At 66.9% G+C, this 12,977-nt stretch carries 13 protein-coding genes; 10 read left to right on the forward strand and 3 right to left on the reverse strand.

Going from position 1 to position 12,977, the window contains the following annotated elements:
- Positions 1-73: 73 nt before the first annotated feature.
- The gene (locus tag JL37_RS13660; protein ID WP_043544673.1) at positions 74-844 is read right to left on the reverse strand and encodes a class I SAM-dependent methyltransferase; all 771 of its coding nucleotides are present in this window, start codon (positions 842-844) and stop codon (positions 74-76) included.
- A gap of 118 nt (positions 845-962) precedes the next feature.
- Between JL37_RS13660 and JL37_RS13665 the strand changes: the two genes are divergently transcribed.
- Positions 963-1,784 (forward strand): helix-turn-helix transcriptional regulator, encoded by an 822-nt coding sequence (locus tag JL37_RS13665; protein WP_052097184.1) that lies wholly within the window; start codon positions 963-965, stop codon positions 1,782-1,784.
- A gap of 7 nt (positions 1,785-1,791) precedes the next feature.
- Here the strand turns inward: JL37_RS13665 and JL37_RS13670 are convergent, their stop codons facing one another.
- Positions 1,792-2,469, reverse strand: a complete 678-nt coding sequence (locus tag JL37_RS13670; RefSeq protein WP_043544674.1) for a GntR family transcriptional regulator — start codon at positions 2,467-2,469, stop codon at positions 1,792-1,794.
- Between the two features lie 166 nt (positions 2,470-2,635).
- Here JL37_RS13670 and JL37_RS13675 point away from each other — a divergent pair, with 166 nt between their 5' ends.
- From JL37_RS13675 to JL37_RS13715, 9 genes are all read left to right on the forward strand, one after another.
- Entirely contained in the window at positions 2,636-4,363 is a 1,728-nt protein-coding gene (locus JL37_RS13675) for an acetolactate synthase catalytic subunit (RefSeq protein ID WP_043544675.1), read from the forward strand.
- Positions 4,360-5,115 carry a 3-oxoacyl-ACP reductase gene (locus JL37_RS13680; protein ID WP_043544676.1) on the forward strand — a complete coding sequence of 252 codons (756 nt, stop codon included), beginning with the start codon at positions 4,360-4,362 and terminating at the stop codon, positions 5,113-5,115. The genes JL37_RS13675 and JL37_RS13680 overlap by 4 nt, the downstream gene beginning before the upstream one ends.
- Positions 5,116-5,156: 41 nt before the next feature.
- On the forward strand, positions 5,157-6,113 hold the full coding sequence (locus JL37_RS13685; protein ID WP_043544677.1) for a tripartite tricarboxylate transporter substrate binding protein: 957 nt from the start codon (positions 5,157-5,159) through the stop codon (positions 6,111-6,113).
- Between the two features lie 66 nt (positions 6,114-6,179).
- On the forward strand, positions 6,180-7,064 hold the full coding sequence (locus JL37_RS13690) for a branched-chain amino acid ABC transporter permease (RefSeq protein ID WP_043544678.1): 885 nt from the start codon (positions 6,180-6,182) through the stop codon (positions 7,062-7,064).
- Entirely contained in the window at positions 7,061-8,062 is a 1,002-nt protein-coding gene (locus JL37_RS13695) for a branched-chain amino acid ABC transporter permease (protein WP_043544679.1), read from the forward strand. Before JL37_RS13690 ends, JL37_RS13695 begins: the two co-directional genes overlap by 4 nt.
- Positions 8,055-8,774, forward strand: coding sequence for an ABC transporter ATP-binding protein (locus tag JL37_RS13700; RefSeq protein WP_043544681.1), 720 nt, complete (start codon positions 8,055-8,057; stop codon positions 8,772-8,774). The genes JL37_RS13695 and JL37_RS13700 overlap by 8 nt, the downstream gene beginning before the upstream one ends.
- Positions 8,761-9,471, forward strand: a complete 711-nt coding sequence (locus JL37_RS13705) for an ABC transporter ATP-binding protein (protein ID WP_156124304.1) — start codon at positions 8,761-8,763, stop codon at positions 9,469-9,471. Before JL37_RS13700 ends, JL37_RS13705 begins: the two co-directional genes overlap by 14 nt.
- A gap of 46 nt (positions 9,472-9,517) precedes the next feature.
- On the forward strand, positions 9,518-10,774 hold the full coding sequence (locus JL37_RS13710) for an ABC transporter substrate-binding protein (RefSeq protein ID WP_052097187.1): 1,257 nt from the start codon (positions 9,518-9,520) through the stop codon (positions 10,772-10,774).
- A gap of 10 nt (positions 10,775-10,784) precedes the next feature.
- A complete protein-coding gene (locus JL37_RS13715) occupies positions 10,785-11,804 on the forward strand; it encodes a cyclase family protein (protein ID WP_043544682.1) in 1,020 nt (339 codons plus the stop codon).
- 21 nt (positions 11,805-11,825) lie between these two features.
- Here the strand turns inward: JL37_RS13715 and mutY are convergent, their stop codons facing one another.
- Positions 11,826-12,896, reverse strand: a complete 1,071-nt coding sequence (gene mutY, locus JL37_RS13720) for an A/G-specific adenine glycosylase (RefSeq protein ID WP_043544683.1) — start codon at positions 12,894-12,896, stop codon at positions 11,826-11,828.
- Positions 12,897-12,977 lie beyond the last annotated feature (81 nt).

Raw genomic sequence — 12,977 nt, forward strand, 5'->3', positions numbered from 1 at the left:
TTCCGGGTCATCCGTATCTATACAAGGCCGGCGCCGAGGCTGTCGAGCGCGGCGCCCTGCCGGGGGCGCGGATTCAACCCGGCTTTTTCACCACGATGGTGGCCGTGTCGCTGGTGAAGGAGCCGTCGTCCCGCACCTCGAAGTGCGCGCGCACCACATCGGGTGCGATGCCGAACATGTGGCGCAGCGCCGCCACCAGCGTGTCCGGCGTGCGCATGCGGGTCACCCAGGACTGGAATTCCAGGGGCAGGCGGCGAGGCTCCAGGCCTTGCAGGGTGAAGCCGGCCTCGGTCAGCATACGGGTCCATTCGGCAACCGAATAGTCGCGCACGTGAGAGGTGTCGCGCAGCACTTCGATCGTCTGCAGCCAGGTGTCCAGCAACGGTTCGCCCGGCGAGACCACGTCGGCGAACACGGCGATGCCGCCAGGCTTGAGCACGCGGAAAGCCTCGCGCAGCCCGCGCCCGGCATCCTGCCAGTGGTGGGTGGAATAGCGCGACATCACCAGGTCGAATTCGCCGTCGTCGAAGGGCAGGTATTCGGCCTTGCCCTGACAGGTGGCCAGGTTGGCCAGACCGCGCTTGGCGGCTTCTCCGGCGACCACGTCCAGCATCTGCTGCGACAGGTCATAGGCGGTGACGTGCTGGACCCGGGGCGCGACATGAAAGCTCACGTGGCCGCCGCCGCAGCCCAGGTCCAGCAGGCGCGCGCCGGGATGCTGGCCGGCGATGCCGGCCATTTGCAGCAGGTCCTCGCCCTGGGCGTGCACCGCGCTGGTCAGGTAGGCGGTGGCGCGCGGGCTGAACTGGCGGTCGACGGCGTCGTCGTGCGTGCTGGAAGTCATGGAAATCCTTTTGGTTGCGGAAAGCGGAAAAAAACAGCGGGCCCGCTCGGAAGTAAGGGGTGCAGGCGCTAAGATAGGCGGGCCGCTATACACGTACAAGCCCATTGCTGATCCTGGTATGACTACTTCCCCCCAGCCCGGCGCCGCCGGCCATGAAGGTTCCCGCGTGCGCCGTCAGGCGCTGGGCGAGTTCGTGCGTAGCGCGCGATCCCGCATCACGCCCCAGATGGCCGGTCTGCCAGAAGGCATGCGCCGGCGCACCCCCGGACTAAGGCGCGAAGAGGTTGCCCAGCTGTGCGGCATCAGCGTGACCTGGTACACCTGGATCGAACAGGGACGGGAGGTCTCGGTATCTCCTTCGGTCTGGTCGCGGATCGCCGGCGTGCTGCAATTGGCGCGCGCGGAGCGCGCCTATCTGTTCGATCTGGCCGACTGCGCCGATCCGCAGCATCCCCGCGACGACGCGGGCGGCGTGCCAGGATCCTTGCAGGAATGCGTGAATGCCATCAATGCGCCGGCGTACGTGCTGGACCGCGCCTGGAACGTGCTTGCGTACAACGAGCCGCTGCGCGATCTTTTCGACGATTGGCCCAGGCGCGATGCCGAGCCCAACCTGCTGCGCTACATCTTCCTGGATCCGGCCGCGCGCGAGCTGGTGGTGGATTGGGACCAGCGCGCCCGCCGGGTGGTGGCGGAATTCCGGGCCGACGCGGGCGCGCACCTGGACGAGCCGGCGGTGCTGGGGCTTCTGGACGGCCTTGGCCGGCAAAGCCCGGTATTCGCGCATTGGTGGACGCGCCACGCGGTGGTGGAGCGCGAGGGCGGCGTGCGCGAATTCCAGCACCCGTTGCGCGGCAAGCTGGCCTACCAGCAGATCACCTTCCGCCTGGCCACGCATCCGGACCTGAAGCTGGTGATGCTGCTGGGGGCCGGAGCCTAGCGGGAGCCTACTTCACCAGCCCGTGTTCAGTGAGGTAGCGGATCAGGAATTCGCCGTGGCCTTCGATGTCGCGCCGGATCTCGCGCACGACTGCCTCAGTGTCGCCGGCTTCGAGCGCGGCGATGATGCCCTCGTGCGGGTGCCCGTCAGGCAGGACCGGAAAGGGCGGGGTGTACAGATAGGACAAGTATGAAGCCGTCTGCACCCACAGGTTCTCGATCATCGACAGCAGGTGCGGCATCCGCGCGGCCGAGTACAGCGCGAAATGGAAGTCGAAATTGCGCGCCAGCACCGGAGCCATCAACTGCTGCCGGCGGCTTTCCATCAGGCTGGCGTGGATGGCCCGCAGCTCGGCGATCAGGGCCGGGGTGGCATGGGGCACGGCGCGCCTGGCCGCGAAGCATTCGAGTTCCAGCCGGATGCTGCGCAATTCCTGCAGCTGCGCCACGGTGAGTTCGGGCACCTTGACCGATTTACCGGGGCTGAGCGTCAGGGCGCGTTCCGACACGAGTTGCAGCAATGCCTCGCGCACGGGGGTCTGGCTCACGCCAAGAGAGTCGGTGATCGAGCGCAGCGTGATCGTGTCGCCCGGGCGCAGCTCGCCCATCATGATCTTCTGCTTGATTTCACGATAGATGCGGGCGGTCATGTTTTCCCGCTGCATCGGCGCCAAATTGATGGTCATCCTGTGTTTCCTGGTCGGCCGGCCGCAAGGCTCGGCGCGGGGCGGCCCGCGCTAGGCGATTCTACCGTTCTCCCCAGCGCCACATTTTGTATTTTGTAAAAAATAAAATTATTGACCGGCGGCATTGTCACCATCTATATTTTATAAAATATAAACAGGAGACGAGATGTCGACGCTGCACCCCCTGGCCGCACCCGGCCTGACCAACCACGGCACGGTGGCCCACCTGATCGCGAAGGCGCTGATCCGCCACGGCGTAACCCACGTATTCGGCCAGAGCCTGCCCAGCATGCTGCACCTGGCCTGCGAAGAGCTGGGCCTGACCCAGGTGGCCTACCGCAGCGAGAACGCGGGTGGCTACATGGCCGACGGCTACGCCCGCATCACCGGCAAGCCCGCGGTCGTGACGGCGCAGAACGGTCCAGCCGCCACCCTGCTCGTGCCTCCCCTGGCCGAGGCCCTGAAGGTGTCCATCCCCGTGATCGCGCTGGTGCAGGACGTCAATCGCGACCAGACCGATAAGAACGCCTTCCAGGAGTTCGATCACATCGGCCTGTTCTCGTCCTGCACGAAATGGGTGCGCCGCGTGACGGAGGCCTCGCGCATCGAGGACTACGTGGACCAGGCTTTCGCAATTGCCTGCTCGGGCCGTCCGGGTCCGGTGGCGCTGATGCTGCCCGCCGACCTGCTGAACGAAGCCGCGGCCGCGACGCAGCGGCAGGCGAGCCTCGGGCATTTCCCGCTGGACCGCAGCGTGGCCGCCGGCGAGGCGGTCAAGGCCGCGGCGGACTTGATCGCCTCCGCAAAGCGCCCGGTGGTCATTGCCGGCGGCGGCGTGCACGTCTCGGGCGCCGCCCAGGCGCTGGCCGCCTTGCAGCACGCTGCGCACCTGCCCGTGGGCACCACCGTGATGGGCAAGGGCAGCACTGACGAACGCCACCCGCTGTCGCTGGGCGTGGTCGGCTACTTCATGGGCCCCAACGGCGCCAGCCGCGATCTGCGGCCTTTCATCGCCGACGCCGACGTGGTGCTGCTGGTGGGCACGCGCACCAACCAGAACGCCACGGATTCCTGGAAGCTCTATCCTGAGAACGCCCGCTACATCCATATCGATGTCGACGGCGGCGAGATCGGCCGCAACTACGAAGCGCTGCGCCTGGCGGGCGACGCGCGCGAAACCCTGCTGGCGCTGCAGCGCGAACTGGCAGCGCGCGATCTGTCGGCCGCGCAGGCGCGCCGGGCCGGGCTGGAGGCGGCCATCCAGGCCGGCCGCGCCTCTTCATGGGAGGCGTCGAGCGAGGTCCGCCTGTCCAACCAGCAGCCGATCCGTCCGGAGCGCCTGCTGGAGGAAATCCGCCAGGACGTGGATCAGGACACCATCGTGGTCGCAGACGCCAGCTACTCGTCGATCTGGATCGCCAACTACCTGACCTCGCTCGCTCCGGGCATGCGTTTCCTGACCCCGCGCGGCCTGGCCGGCCTGGGCTGGGGCTTCCCGATGGCCATGGGCGCCAAGGTCGCGCGGCCAGACGCCCACGTGATCTGCGTCGTGGGCGACGGCGGCTTTGCCCACGTGTGGGCGGAACTCGAAACCGCCCGCCGCATGGGCATCAAGGTCACGCTGGTCGTGATCAACAACGGCATCCTGGGCTTCCAGAAGCACGCCGAGAACGTGAAATTCGGCGCCCATACCTCCGCGGTGCATTTCCACCCCGTGGACCACGCCGCGATCGCGCGGGCCGCGGGCTGCCTGGGCGTGCGCGTCGAGGCGCCGGCCGATCTCGCTGGCGCATTGCGCGAGGCGCGCGGCGCCGAACTGACCACGCTGATCGAAGTCATCTGCGACGAGAACGCGTTCCCTCCCATCACGTTCTTCACGGCGGGCCAGGCATGAAGCGAGATCCGAGCAAAGTCGCGCTGGTGACCGGCGCGGGCCGGGGCATAGGCCTGGAGCTTGCGCGCCAGATGCTGGCCAAGGGCTACCGGGTGCTGGCGGTCAGCCGCGAGGGCGTGGATGCGGCGCGGCTGGGCGGCCCGTCCGCCCAACTGCGCACGGAGCGCGCCGACGTGACCGACCATGCCGCCATGCAGGCGCTGGTGGACAGCGTGCGCGGGGCCTGGGGCCCGGTGTCGGTGCTGATGAACAACGCGGGCATCTCGCCCAAGCAGGCGAACGGCAATTCCTCCGGCATCCTGGATATCACGCCCGCGGAATGGGACCAGGTGCTGCAGGTGAACCTGACGTCGGTGCTGCGGCTGTGCCAGATGGTGCTGCCCGCCATGCGTGAACAGGGCTGGGGGCGCATCGTCAATGTGTCCTCGCTCGCGGGGCGGGCCAAATCGCTGGTGGCCGGCGGCAGCTATATGGCGTCCAAGGCGGGCGTGCTGGGCCTGACCCGGGCCATCGCCGCCGAGATGGGGCCCTACGGCATCACGGCCAACGCGGTTACGCCGGGCCGCATCCTGACCGAAATGGCGCAGCAGGCCGCGCCCTCGGTCAACGAGAACTACGCGGCGCAGATTCCCGCGCGCCGCCTGGGCACCCCGGAAGAGGTGGCCGCCGCGATGGTGTTCCTGGCGGCGGAGGAGTCCGGATTCATCAACGGCGCCATTCTCGACATCAACGGCGGCTTCTACATGCCCTGAGCACGCCGGCCCGCAAATAAGAAACCCAACAGGAGACAAGTATGAAAGCAGCATCATTGCTGGCGGCGTTCGCGGCCGCGGCGTTGTGCACGGCGGCCTCGCCGGCCCTGGCGTGGCCGGACAAGGAGGTTACGCTGACGGTCAATTACGGGGCGGGCGGCAATACCGACGTCGCCAGCCGCGAACTGGCGCGCGCGATGGAGGCGGACCTGGGCCGCTCCGTGGTGGTGTTCAACCGGCCCGGCGCGCTCGGCACGATCGGTCCGGCCTACGTGGCCAAGCAGGCGGCCGACGGCTACAACCTGGGCGTGGTGACGCTGTCGTCCATCGCCATCATGCCGCACCTGATGACCATTCCCTACACCTCCCGCGATTTCGAATTCGTGGCGGCCTACGGGCGCTACCGTTATGGGGTGGTGGTGCGGGCGGACTCTCCCTACAAGAGCGTGGCCGACCTGGTCGCCGCGGCAAAGCAGGGGCCCGGCATCTTCTTTGGCGCGCCGTCGGCGCCCAACAACCTGGCCATGTTCGACCTGGGCCGCGTCACCGGCGCCAAGTTCGAGCAGGTTTCCTACAAATCCGGCAGCGAAACGGTGGCGGCCTTGCTGGGCAAGCAGGTCGACGCCATCGTCCAGAATCCCTCGGATGTCACCAGCTACATCCAGTCGGGCCGCTTGCGCCTGCTGGCTTCCGCCAGCCCGATCCGCTGGCCGGAATTCCCCGACGTACCCACGCTGAAGGAAGCAGGATACGACGTGGAGATCGATTCATGGCTGGGATTGGCGGTGCCGAAGGGCACGCCGGAGTCGGTCCGGACGCGCCTGGAACAATCCGCCAAGACGGCTGTGGCGAGCGACCGCCTGCAGCAGACCTACAAGCAGTTGGGTGTGGACCCGGTGTGGATGTCGGGCCAGGACTACGCCAGGATGGTCGATACCACCTACGAGCAAATGGGCCGCGCCATCAAGGCCGCGAATCTGCCGCGGATGACTAACTAGGTTGATAGGCCGGCCCGCGCGCATGCCCATCGACGGGCATGCGCCGACGCGTGCTCGGGAGAGGAAATGGATGTTCTGATTCAACTGGCGCTGTCGGGGATACTGCTCGGCGGCGTGTACGCGCTTGGAGCCATGGGGCTGAACCTCATCTTCGGCGTGGCCAAGGTCGTCAATTTCGCCCATGGCGAATTCTTGATGATCGGCATGTACGCGGCGTTCTGGCTATGGAAGCTGGCGGGGCTGGACCCCTACTGGGGGGCGCCGCTCATATTCCTGGCGGGCGCCGCGATCGGCGTGGCGTTCTATCTGGGGCTGATCCGCTACACGATCTACCGCAGCGAAATGACGCAGGTATTCGCCACGCTGGGCCTGGCCCTGGTGCTGCAGAACCTGGCGCTGATGCTGTTCTCCGCCGATTACCTGACCGTGCAGGTGTTCCCGCCGGCGCAGGAGTCGATTGCGTTGTTCGGCGGACACGTGAGCAGCACGCGGCTGGTGTCCTTCCTGTTCGCGATGGCGGCCATGGCCTTGACGATGCTGTTCATCAAGCGCACCTACATGGGCAAGGCGATCGAAGCCGTGTCGCAGGACCTGTCGGCGGCCCGCCTGGTGGGGATCAACATCAACAAGACGCTGGCCGTCGCCTTCGCGCTGGGCATCGGCCTGACCACGCTGGCCGGCGGCGTGCTGATACCCAGCTTCTATGCCTATCCCTCGGTGGGATCCAGCTTCGTGCTGATCTCGTTCGTGGTGGTCGTGCTGGGCGGCCTGGGCAATGTCGCGGGCACGCTGGCGGGCGGCATTATCCTGGGCCTGATCGAGACTTTCGTCGGCTACCTGGAGCCCGACCTCAAGGAGGCGACCCACTTCGTGCTGCTCATCCTGTTGCTGTCGTTCCTGCCCAATGGCCTGTTCGGCGTAAAGGGCGCGGAAAAGGAGGGTCTGAAATGAACATGCACTGGCTGGAATGGCGCAAAGGCGACGGCGCGGGTATCGCAATCATGACGGCTGCGGCTCTGCTGCTGCCGCTGGCGATCAGCGATCGCTTCTATCTCAATCTCCTGTTCCTGGTCATGCTGTACGCGGGCCTGGCTTCCGCCTGGAACCTGCTGGGCGGCTATGCGGGGCAGTTCTCCCTGGGGCACACCGCCTTCTTCGGCATCGGCGCGTACAGCTCGACGCTGCTGTACACGATGGCGGGAATCAATCCCTGGCTGGGCATGTTGGCCGGCATGGCGATTTCCGTGCTGCTGGCCTTCCTGATTTCCTACCCCGTATTCCGGCTGCGCGGCGTGTTCTTCGCCATGTCCACCATCGCGGTGGGCGAGACGGTGCGCATCGTGCTGCTGTGGCTGCGCCGCAAGGCCGATATCCCATACGGGATCACTATCGACTACCAGCCGGGGTTCGGGCGCATGATCTTCGCCGAGCCGCGCAGCTACGCCCTGCTGGCCGGCTGCTTCATGCTGCTGGTTTGCGCCGTGGTCTACGCGCTGACGCGCAGCCGCGTCGGTTACTACCTGCGGGCGGTGCGCGACAACGAGGAGGCGGCCCAGGCCAGCGGGATCGACCTGCGCCGCTACAAGCTGATCGCTTTTCTGGTCAGCGCGGCCTTCACCTCCGTGGGCGGCACGTTGATGGCGCAGTACGTCCTGTACATCGAACCGGCCACGGTCTTCGCCACGTCGATTTCCATCGATCTGGCGCTCATGACCATTCTGGGCGGCGTCGGCACGCTGCTGGGGCCCGTGCTGGGCGCCGTGATCGCCTTGCCGTTGCAGGAATTCCTGCGCGACTGGCTGGGCAACGCGGGAGCCGGCGCGCACCTGGTGGTCTACGGCGCCCTGTTGATCGTAATCGTGATGCTGCTGCCGCAGGGCGTGATCGGAGCCTGGTCGGCCCGCCGCGCGCGCAAGGTGGCTGTCAAGGAGGCGGCAAGCGATGCTTGAAGTCGATCGAGTCGAAAAGCGGTTCGGCGGCCTGATCGCCGTCAACCAGGTCAGCCTGAAGGTGGATGAGGGCGAGATCGTGGCCCTCATCGGCCCGAACGGCGCTGGCAAGACCACGCTGTTCAACCTGGTGGCCGGGGCCTTGCCGTGCGACGGCGGATCCATCCGCTTCCGCGGTCGGGCACTGGCCAGCCTGGACGGCCCGCGCATCTGCCGGGCGGGACTGGCGCGCACGTTCCAGATTCCGCAACTGTTCCCTTCCATGAGCGTGGTGGAAACCGTGCTGGTGGCCGCGCTGGGGCATACAGCCGACATTGCGCAGGCCCGCGAGCGCGCCCGCGCCGTGATCGCCCGCGTCGGCCTGGCGGGACGCGAGGAGCAGCTTGGCGCCGCGCTGACCATCAGCGGCAAGAAGCGCCTGGAGATTGCGCGGGCGCTGGCGACACGGCCGGGCCTGATCCTGCTGGACGAAGTCATGGCCGGTCTCAACCAGCCGGAGGTGCTCAAGCTGCTGGACCTGATCCGCGAACTGCGGGCGGACGGCATGACGGTGGTCCTGGTCGAACACAACATCGAGGCGGTGCTCAATGTGGCCGATCGCGTCGTGGTCCTGAACCAGGGCCAGAAAATCGCCGACGGCTTGCCGCGCGATGTGCTGCGCCAGCCCGACGTGGTTCGCGCCTATCTGGGAGACGACTATGTCCTTGCTTGAAGTTCGCCGGCTCGAGGCCTCCTACGGCGATAGCGACGTGCTTCTGGGGGTGGACCTGGACGTGGGCCAGGGCGAGGTGGTCGCGATCGTGGGATCCAACGGGGCGGGCAAAACCACGCTGATGCGCGCCATCGCTACGCTGATCCCCACCAGGAGCGGCACGGTGAAGCTGGACGGCAAGCCAATGGAGGGCGCGTCGACCCACGATGTGGTCGCCAGCGGCATGGTCTACGTGCCGGAAGGACGGCGGCTGTTCCCGCGGCTCAGCGTGAGGACCAACCTGGAGCTGGGCGCTTTCACGCCGCATGCGCGGCCCCAGCGCGAAGCCACGCTGCGCACCATCTTCGAACTGTTTCCCGTGCTGAAGAACCGGGCCGGCCAGATGGCCGGGACCCTGTCCGGAGGCGAACAGCAGATGTGCGCCATCGGCCGCGGCCTGATGGCCCGGCCCAAGCTCCTGATGATCGACGAGGTGTCGTTGGGTTTGGCGCCGGTGATGGTGTCCAAGGTGTACGAGGCGATCGCGGAAATCCGCAGGCTCGGCACCACGGTGATGCTGGTGGAGCAGAACGTCCGCCAGGCCTTCAAGGCGGCAGACCGCGGCTACGTGATCAATCACGGCCGGGTGGCGGTCAGCGGGGCCAGCGGCGAGTTGATGGACAACCCGGAAGTTAGAAAAGCATACCTGGGCCTCTGAGGCTTCGGGGACGGAATCCGCCTGATGCGCGGAACAGGAGACAACCATGAAGAAAGTCAGGAAATTGCTGTTGAACACGGTCTGCGCCGCCATGCTGTCGGCAGGCGCCAGCGCGCATGCCGACATCAAGGTGGGCGTGGTGCTGCCCTTGACCGGGCCCTTGGCCTCGCTGGGCAATGACGTGAACCGCGGCTTCGAGCTGGCGCGAGATCTCGTCAACGAAAAGGGCGGCGTGGCGGGGGAGAAGGTCGTGCTGCTCACCACCGACGTGCCTGGCTCCAACGAAGCGGCGTCGCAGGCGATGCGCCTGATCAACCGTGATGGGGTCAAGGTGCTGGTGGGTTCGTACGCCAGCTCGATCTCCTTCGCGGCCAGCCAGGTCGCGGAGCGCAACGGCGTCATCTATGTCGAACAGGGCGCCGTGGCCGACGACATCACGCGCCGCGGCTTCAAGAACCTGTTCCGGTTCATCTATCCGGCCAGCGAACTGGGCAAGGGCAGCGCCCAATACGCCACCGACGTCATCCTGCCCAAGCTGGGCGTTCCGCTGGACAAGGCGCGCGTGGCGATCCTGAACGAGGACAGCTCCTATGGTTCGGCCGTTGCCGACGGCGCCCGCAAGTGGCTGAAGGAAAAGGGCGTGCAGATCGTCGACGAGTCGAGCTACAGCTACAAGACCACCGACCTGTCATCGCTGGTTCAGCGGCTGAAGTCCAGTAATCCCGACGTGATCGTGGCATGTTCCTATACGCCCGACGGCATTCTCTTCTGGCGGCAGGCCCGTGAGGCCAACCTGAACGTCAAGGCCTTGATCGGCAATGGCGGCGCCCACAATATCCCTGATTTCGCCGAAGCGCTGGGCGACGACGTCAATGGCGTATTCAACGCCGGCACGTCGGCCTACTTCAATGATGCCGGCCTGACGCCCGAGGCGGCGGCGCTGTTCAAGGTGTTCCACGAGCGCTATGAGCAGAAGTTCGGCCGCAAGCCGTCCGCGCATTCCGCCATGGGATTCAACGCGATGTGGGTGTTGCTGTCCGACGTGCTGCCGGCCGCCGGCGGCGTGGACCCGGACAAGGTGCGCCAGGCATTTCTGGCATTGGACAAACCCGTGGGTTCCACCATCGTCGGCTGGGGCGTGAAGTTCGATCCCAAGACCGGCGAGAACACGCGCGCCTTCCCGATGGTGGACCAGTGGCAGGGCCGGCAGATCCGCACGATCTGGCCCGCCGAATTCGGCGTGACCGAAAAGATCACCTATCCGCTGCCGGCCTGGGGCCAGCGCCAGAACGTCGGACAGTAAGGGGGGCAGGATGAACCAGCGTTGGAAAAAAAGGCCGCCGGGCTCCAACTGGGGCGAGTTTGGCGCCGACGACGAATTGGGCCGCCTGAACCTGCTGACCGCCGAGAGACGCGTGCGGGCGGCTGGCGAAGTGCGCGCGGGCGTAGCCTTTTGCCTCAGCTTGCCGCTGGACCTGCCCGGGGGCACGGCGCTCAATCCGAACCGCCTGCCGCCCCGCAGGCACGTGGCCACCAGGAAACGCGGCCTGTTCAGCGTCAACTACCCCTTGCGGCTCGAAGACGCCCGCTACGTCGATTGCTCGAGCGACGATTCGGTGACGCTCTACACCCAGTATTCAACCCAATGGGATGCGCTGTCGCACGTTGGGCAGTACTTCGACGTCAACGATGACGGCATTCCGGTGCCGGTGTACTACAACGGCTTCCGCGCCGGGGTGGACGTGATGGGGCCCACGGAGCAGTCGGAGGCCCGCGCGCATCGCCTGGGCATCGAGAAAATGGCCGAGACCGGCGTCCAGGGGCGCGGCGTCATGCTGGACTTGCACGCCCATTACGGAGACGCCAGGACCTACGTGGGGTACGACGCGCTGCGGCGCGTCATCGACGCGGACAGGGTGGAAATCCAGCCCGGCGACATGCTGTGCCTGCATACCGGCTTCGGCCAGAAGCTGATCGACATGGGAGGGGATCCCGATCCGCATGTGCTGCATAACAGCTGCGCGGTGCTGGACGGGCGGGATGAGCGCCTGTTGCGCTGGATCGACGAAAGCGGGATTGCCGTCCTGATCGCCGACAATTTCGCCGTCGAGGGGTATCCGTACGAGAAGAACGATTGCCCTCAGTGCGAGGGGCTGCCGCTGCATCAGGCTTGCCTGTTCAGGCTGGGCATCCACCTGGGCGAGCTTTGGTACCTCACGCCGCTGGCGCAATGGCTGCGGCAAAACGGCCGCAGCCATTTCATGCTGACGTGCCCGCCGCTGCGCCTGCCCGGCTCCTTCGGCTCGCCGGTGACGCCGGTCGCCACCGTCTAGGGCGTGGCTCCTCGGTGGCGTTCAGTCCCTGAACAAGCCGCCCTGCATGCCGGCCTCGACCAGGCCCAGAAGCAGCTTCTTCACGGGGGCGGGCAGGGCCGTCGAGGCCAGTTGGTCGGCGGGCACCCAGCGCTCGGGAAGCGCGGACTCGCGCAACCCGGCCGCCCGCACCGGCACGAGCCACGGCCGGATATGCAGGCGGTAGTGCGTGAAGGTGTGGGCGAAGGCGGCCAGTTCGAAGCGTTCCTCGGGTTCCAGGCCCAGCGCGCGGGATGCGCTGTCCGGATCCTGGGCCGTATCGAATTCAGGCAGGCTCCACAGGCCGCCCCAGATGCCGGGCTCCGGCCGTTGCTGGAGCAGGAAGGCGCCCTGATGGCGCAGCACCAGCATACAGGTCTCGCGTTCCGGAATGGCCTTGCGCGCCTTGGGCGTGGGCAGTTCGGCCTGGCGCCCCTCGCGCCTGGCCACACAGCTGTCGGCCACGGGGCATTTGCCGCAGGCGGGCTTGCCGCGCGTGCAGAGCGTGGCGCCCAGGTCCATCAGCCCTTGCGTATAGGCGCCCATGTCCAGTCCGGGCGCGGCCTCGACCTGCGCATCCGCCAGCGCCCACAGCCGTTGCTCGACTTCGCGCTTGGCCGGATCGCCGGCGATGCCGAAATGGCGGGTGAACACGCGCTTGACGTTGCCGTCCAGGATGGGCGAACGCTCGCCATAGGCGAACGCCGCGATCGCCGCGGCGGTGGAGCGGCCGATGCCGGGCAGCGTGGCGATGGCCTGCGCCGTGGGCGGAAAGCGGCCATTCCAGTCGCGCGCGATCTCCTGGGCGCAACGGTGCAGGTTGCGGGCGCGGGCGTAATAGCCCAGCCCCGCCCAGTAGGGCATTACTTCCTCCTGGGCGGCCGCCGCCAGCGCGGCCACGTCCGGGAAGCGCTGCAGGAAGCGGTCGTAGTAGGGGATGACCGTGGCGACCTGGGTCTGCTGCAGCATGATCTCGGATAGCCAGATCCGGTAGGGGTCTCTGGTGTTCTGCCAGGGAAGATCGTGGCGGCCATGCTGGCGTTGCCAGTCGACGATGCGTGGGGCGAAGTCCATGGCGGCAATTATCGCATCGCCCTATTGCCGGGGGTGGGGCTACCGGTTACAACCAAGGGAAAACAGAAGCGCGCCAGCGCC

This window comes from Achromobacter sp. RTa, assembly GCF_000757485.1.
GTDB lineage: Bacteria > Pseudomonadota > Gammaproteobacteria > Burkholderiales > Burkholderiaceae_B > Achromobacter.

What these genes read in the sequence shown, in the direction of transcription:
- JL37_RS13715 (WP_043544682.1), top strand. Translation starts at nt 10,785, where the DNA reads ATGAACCAGCGTTGGAAAAAAAGGCCGCCGGGCTCCAACTGGGGCGAG.
- JL37_RS13680 (WP_043544676.1), top strand. Translation starts at nt 4,360, where the DNA reads ATGAAGCGAGATCCGAGCAAAGTCGCGCTGGTGACCGGCGCGGGCCGG.
- JL37_RS13665 (WP_052097184.1), top strand. Translation starts at nt 963, where the DNA reads ATGACTACTTCCCCCCAGCCCGGCGCCGCCGGCCATGAAGGTTCCCGC.
- JL37_RS13685 (WP_043544677.1), top strand. Translation starts at nt 5,157, where the DNA reads ATGAAAGCAGCATCATTGCTGGCGGCGTTCGCGGCCGCGGCGTTGTGC.
- JL37_RS13700 (WP_043544681.1), top strand. Translation starts at nt 8,055, where the DNA reads ATGCTTGAAGTCGATCGAGTCGAAAAGCGGTTCGGCGGCCTGATCGCC.
- JL37_RS13675 (WP_043544675.1), top strand. Translation starts at nt 2,636, where the DNA reads ATGTCGACGCTGCACCCCCTGGCCGCACCCGGCCTGACCAACCACGGC.
- JL37_RS13660 (WP_043544673.1), bottom strand. Translation starts at nt 844, where the DNA reads ATGACTTCCAGCACGCACGACGACGCCGTCGACCGCCAGTTCAGCCCG.
- JL37_RS13690 (WP_043544678.1), top strand. Translation starts at nt 6,180, where the DNA reads ATGGATGTTCTGATTCAACTGGCGCTGTCGGGGATACTGCTCGGCGGC.
- JL37_RS13670 (WP_043544674.1), bottom strand. Translation starts at nt 2,469, where the DNA reads ATGACCATCAATTTGGCGCCGATGCAGCGGGAAAACATGACCGCCCGC.
- mutY (WP_043544683.1), bottom strand. Translation starts at nt 12,896, where the DNA reads ATGGACTTCGCCCCACGCATCGTCGACTGGCAACGCCAGCATGGCCGC.
- JL37_RS13695 (WP_043544679.1), top strand. Translation starts at nt 7,061, where the DNA reads ATGAACATGCACTGGCTGGAATGGCGCAAAGGCGACGGCGCGGGTATC.
- JL37_RS13705 (WP_156124304.1), top strand. Translation starts at nt 8,761, where the DNA reads ATGTCCTTGCTTGAAGTTCGCCGGCTCGAGGCCTCCTACGGCGATAGC.
- JL37_RS13710 (WP_052097187.1), top strand. Translation starts at nt 9,518, where the DNA reads ATGAAGAAAGTCAGGAAATTGCTGTTGAACACGGTCTGCGCCGCCATG.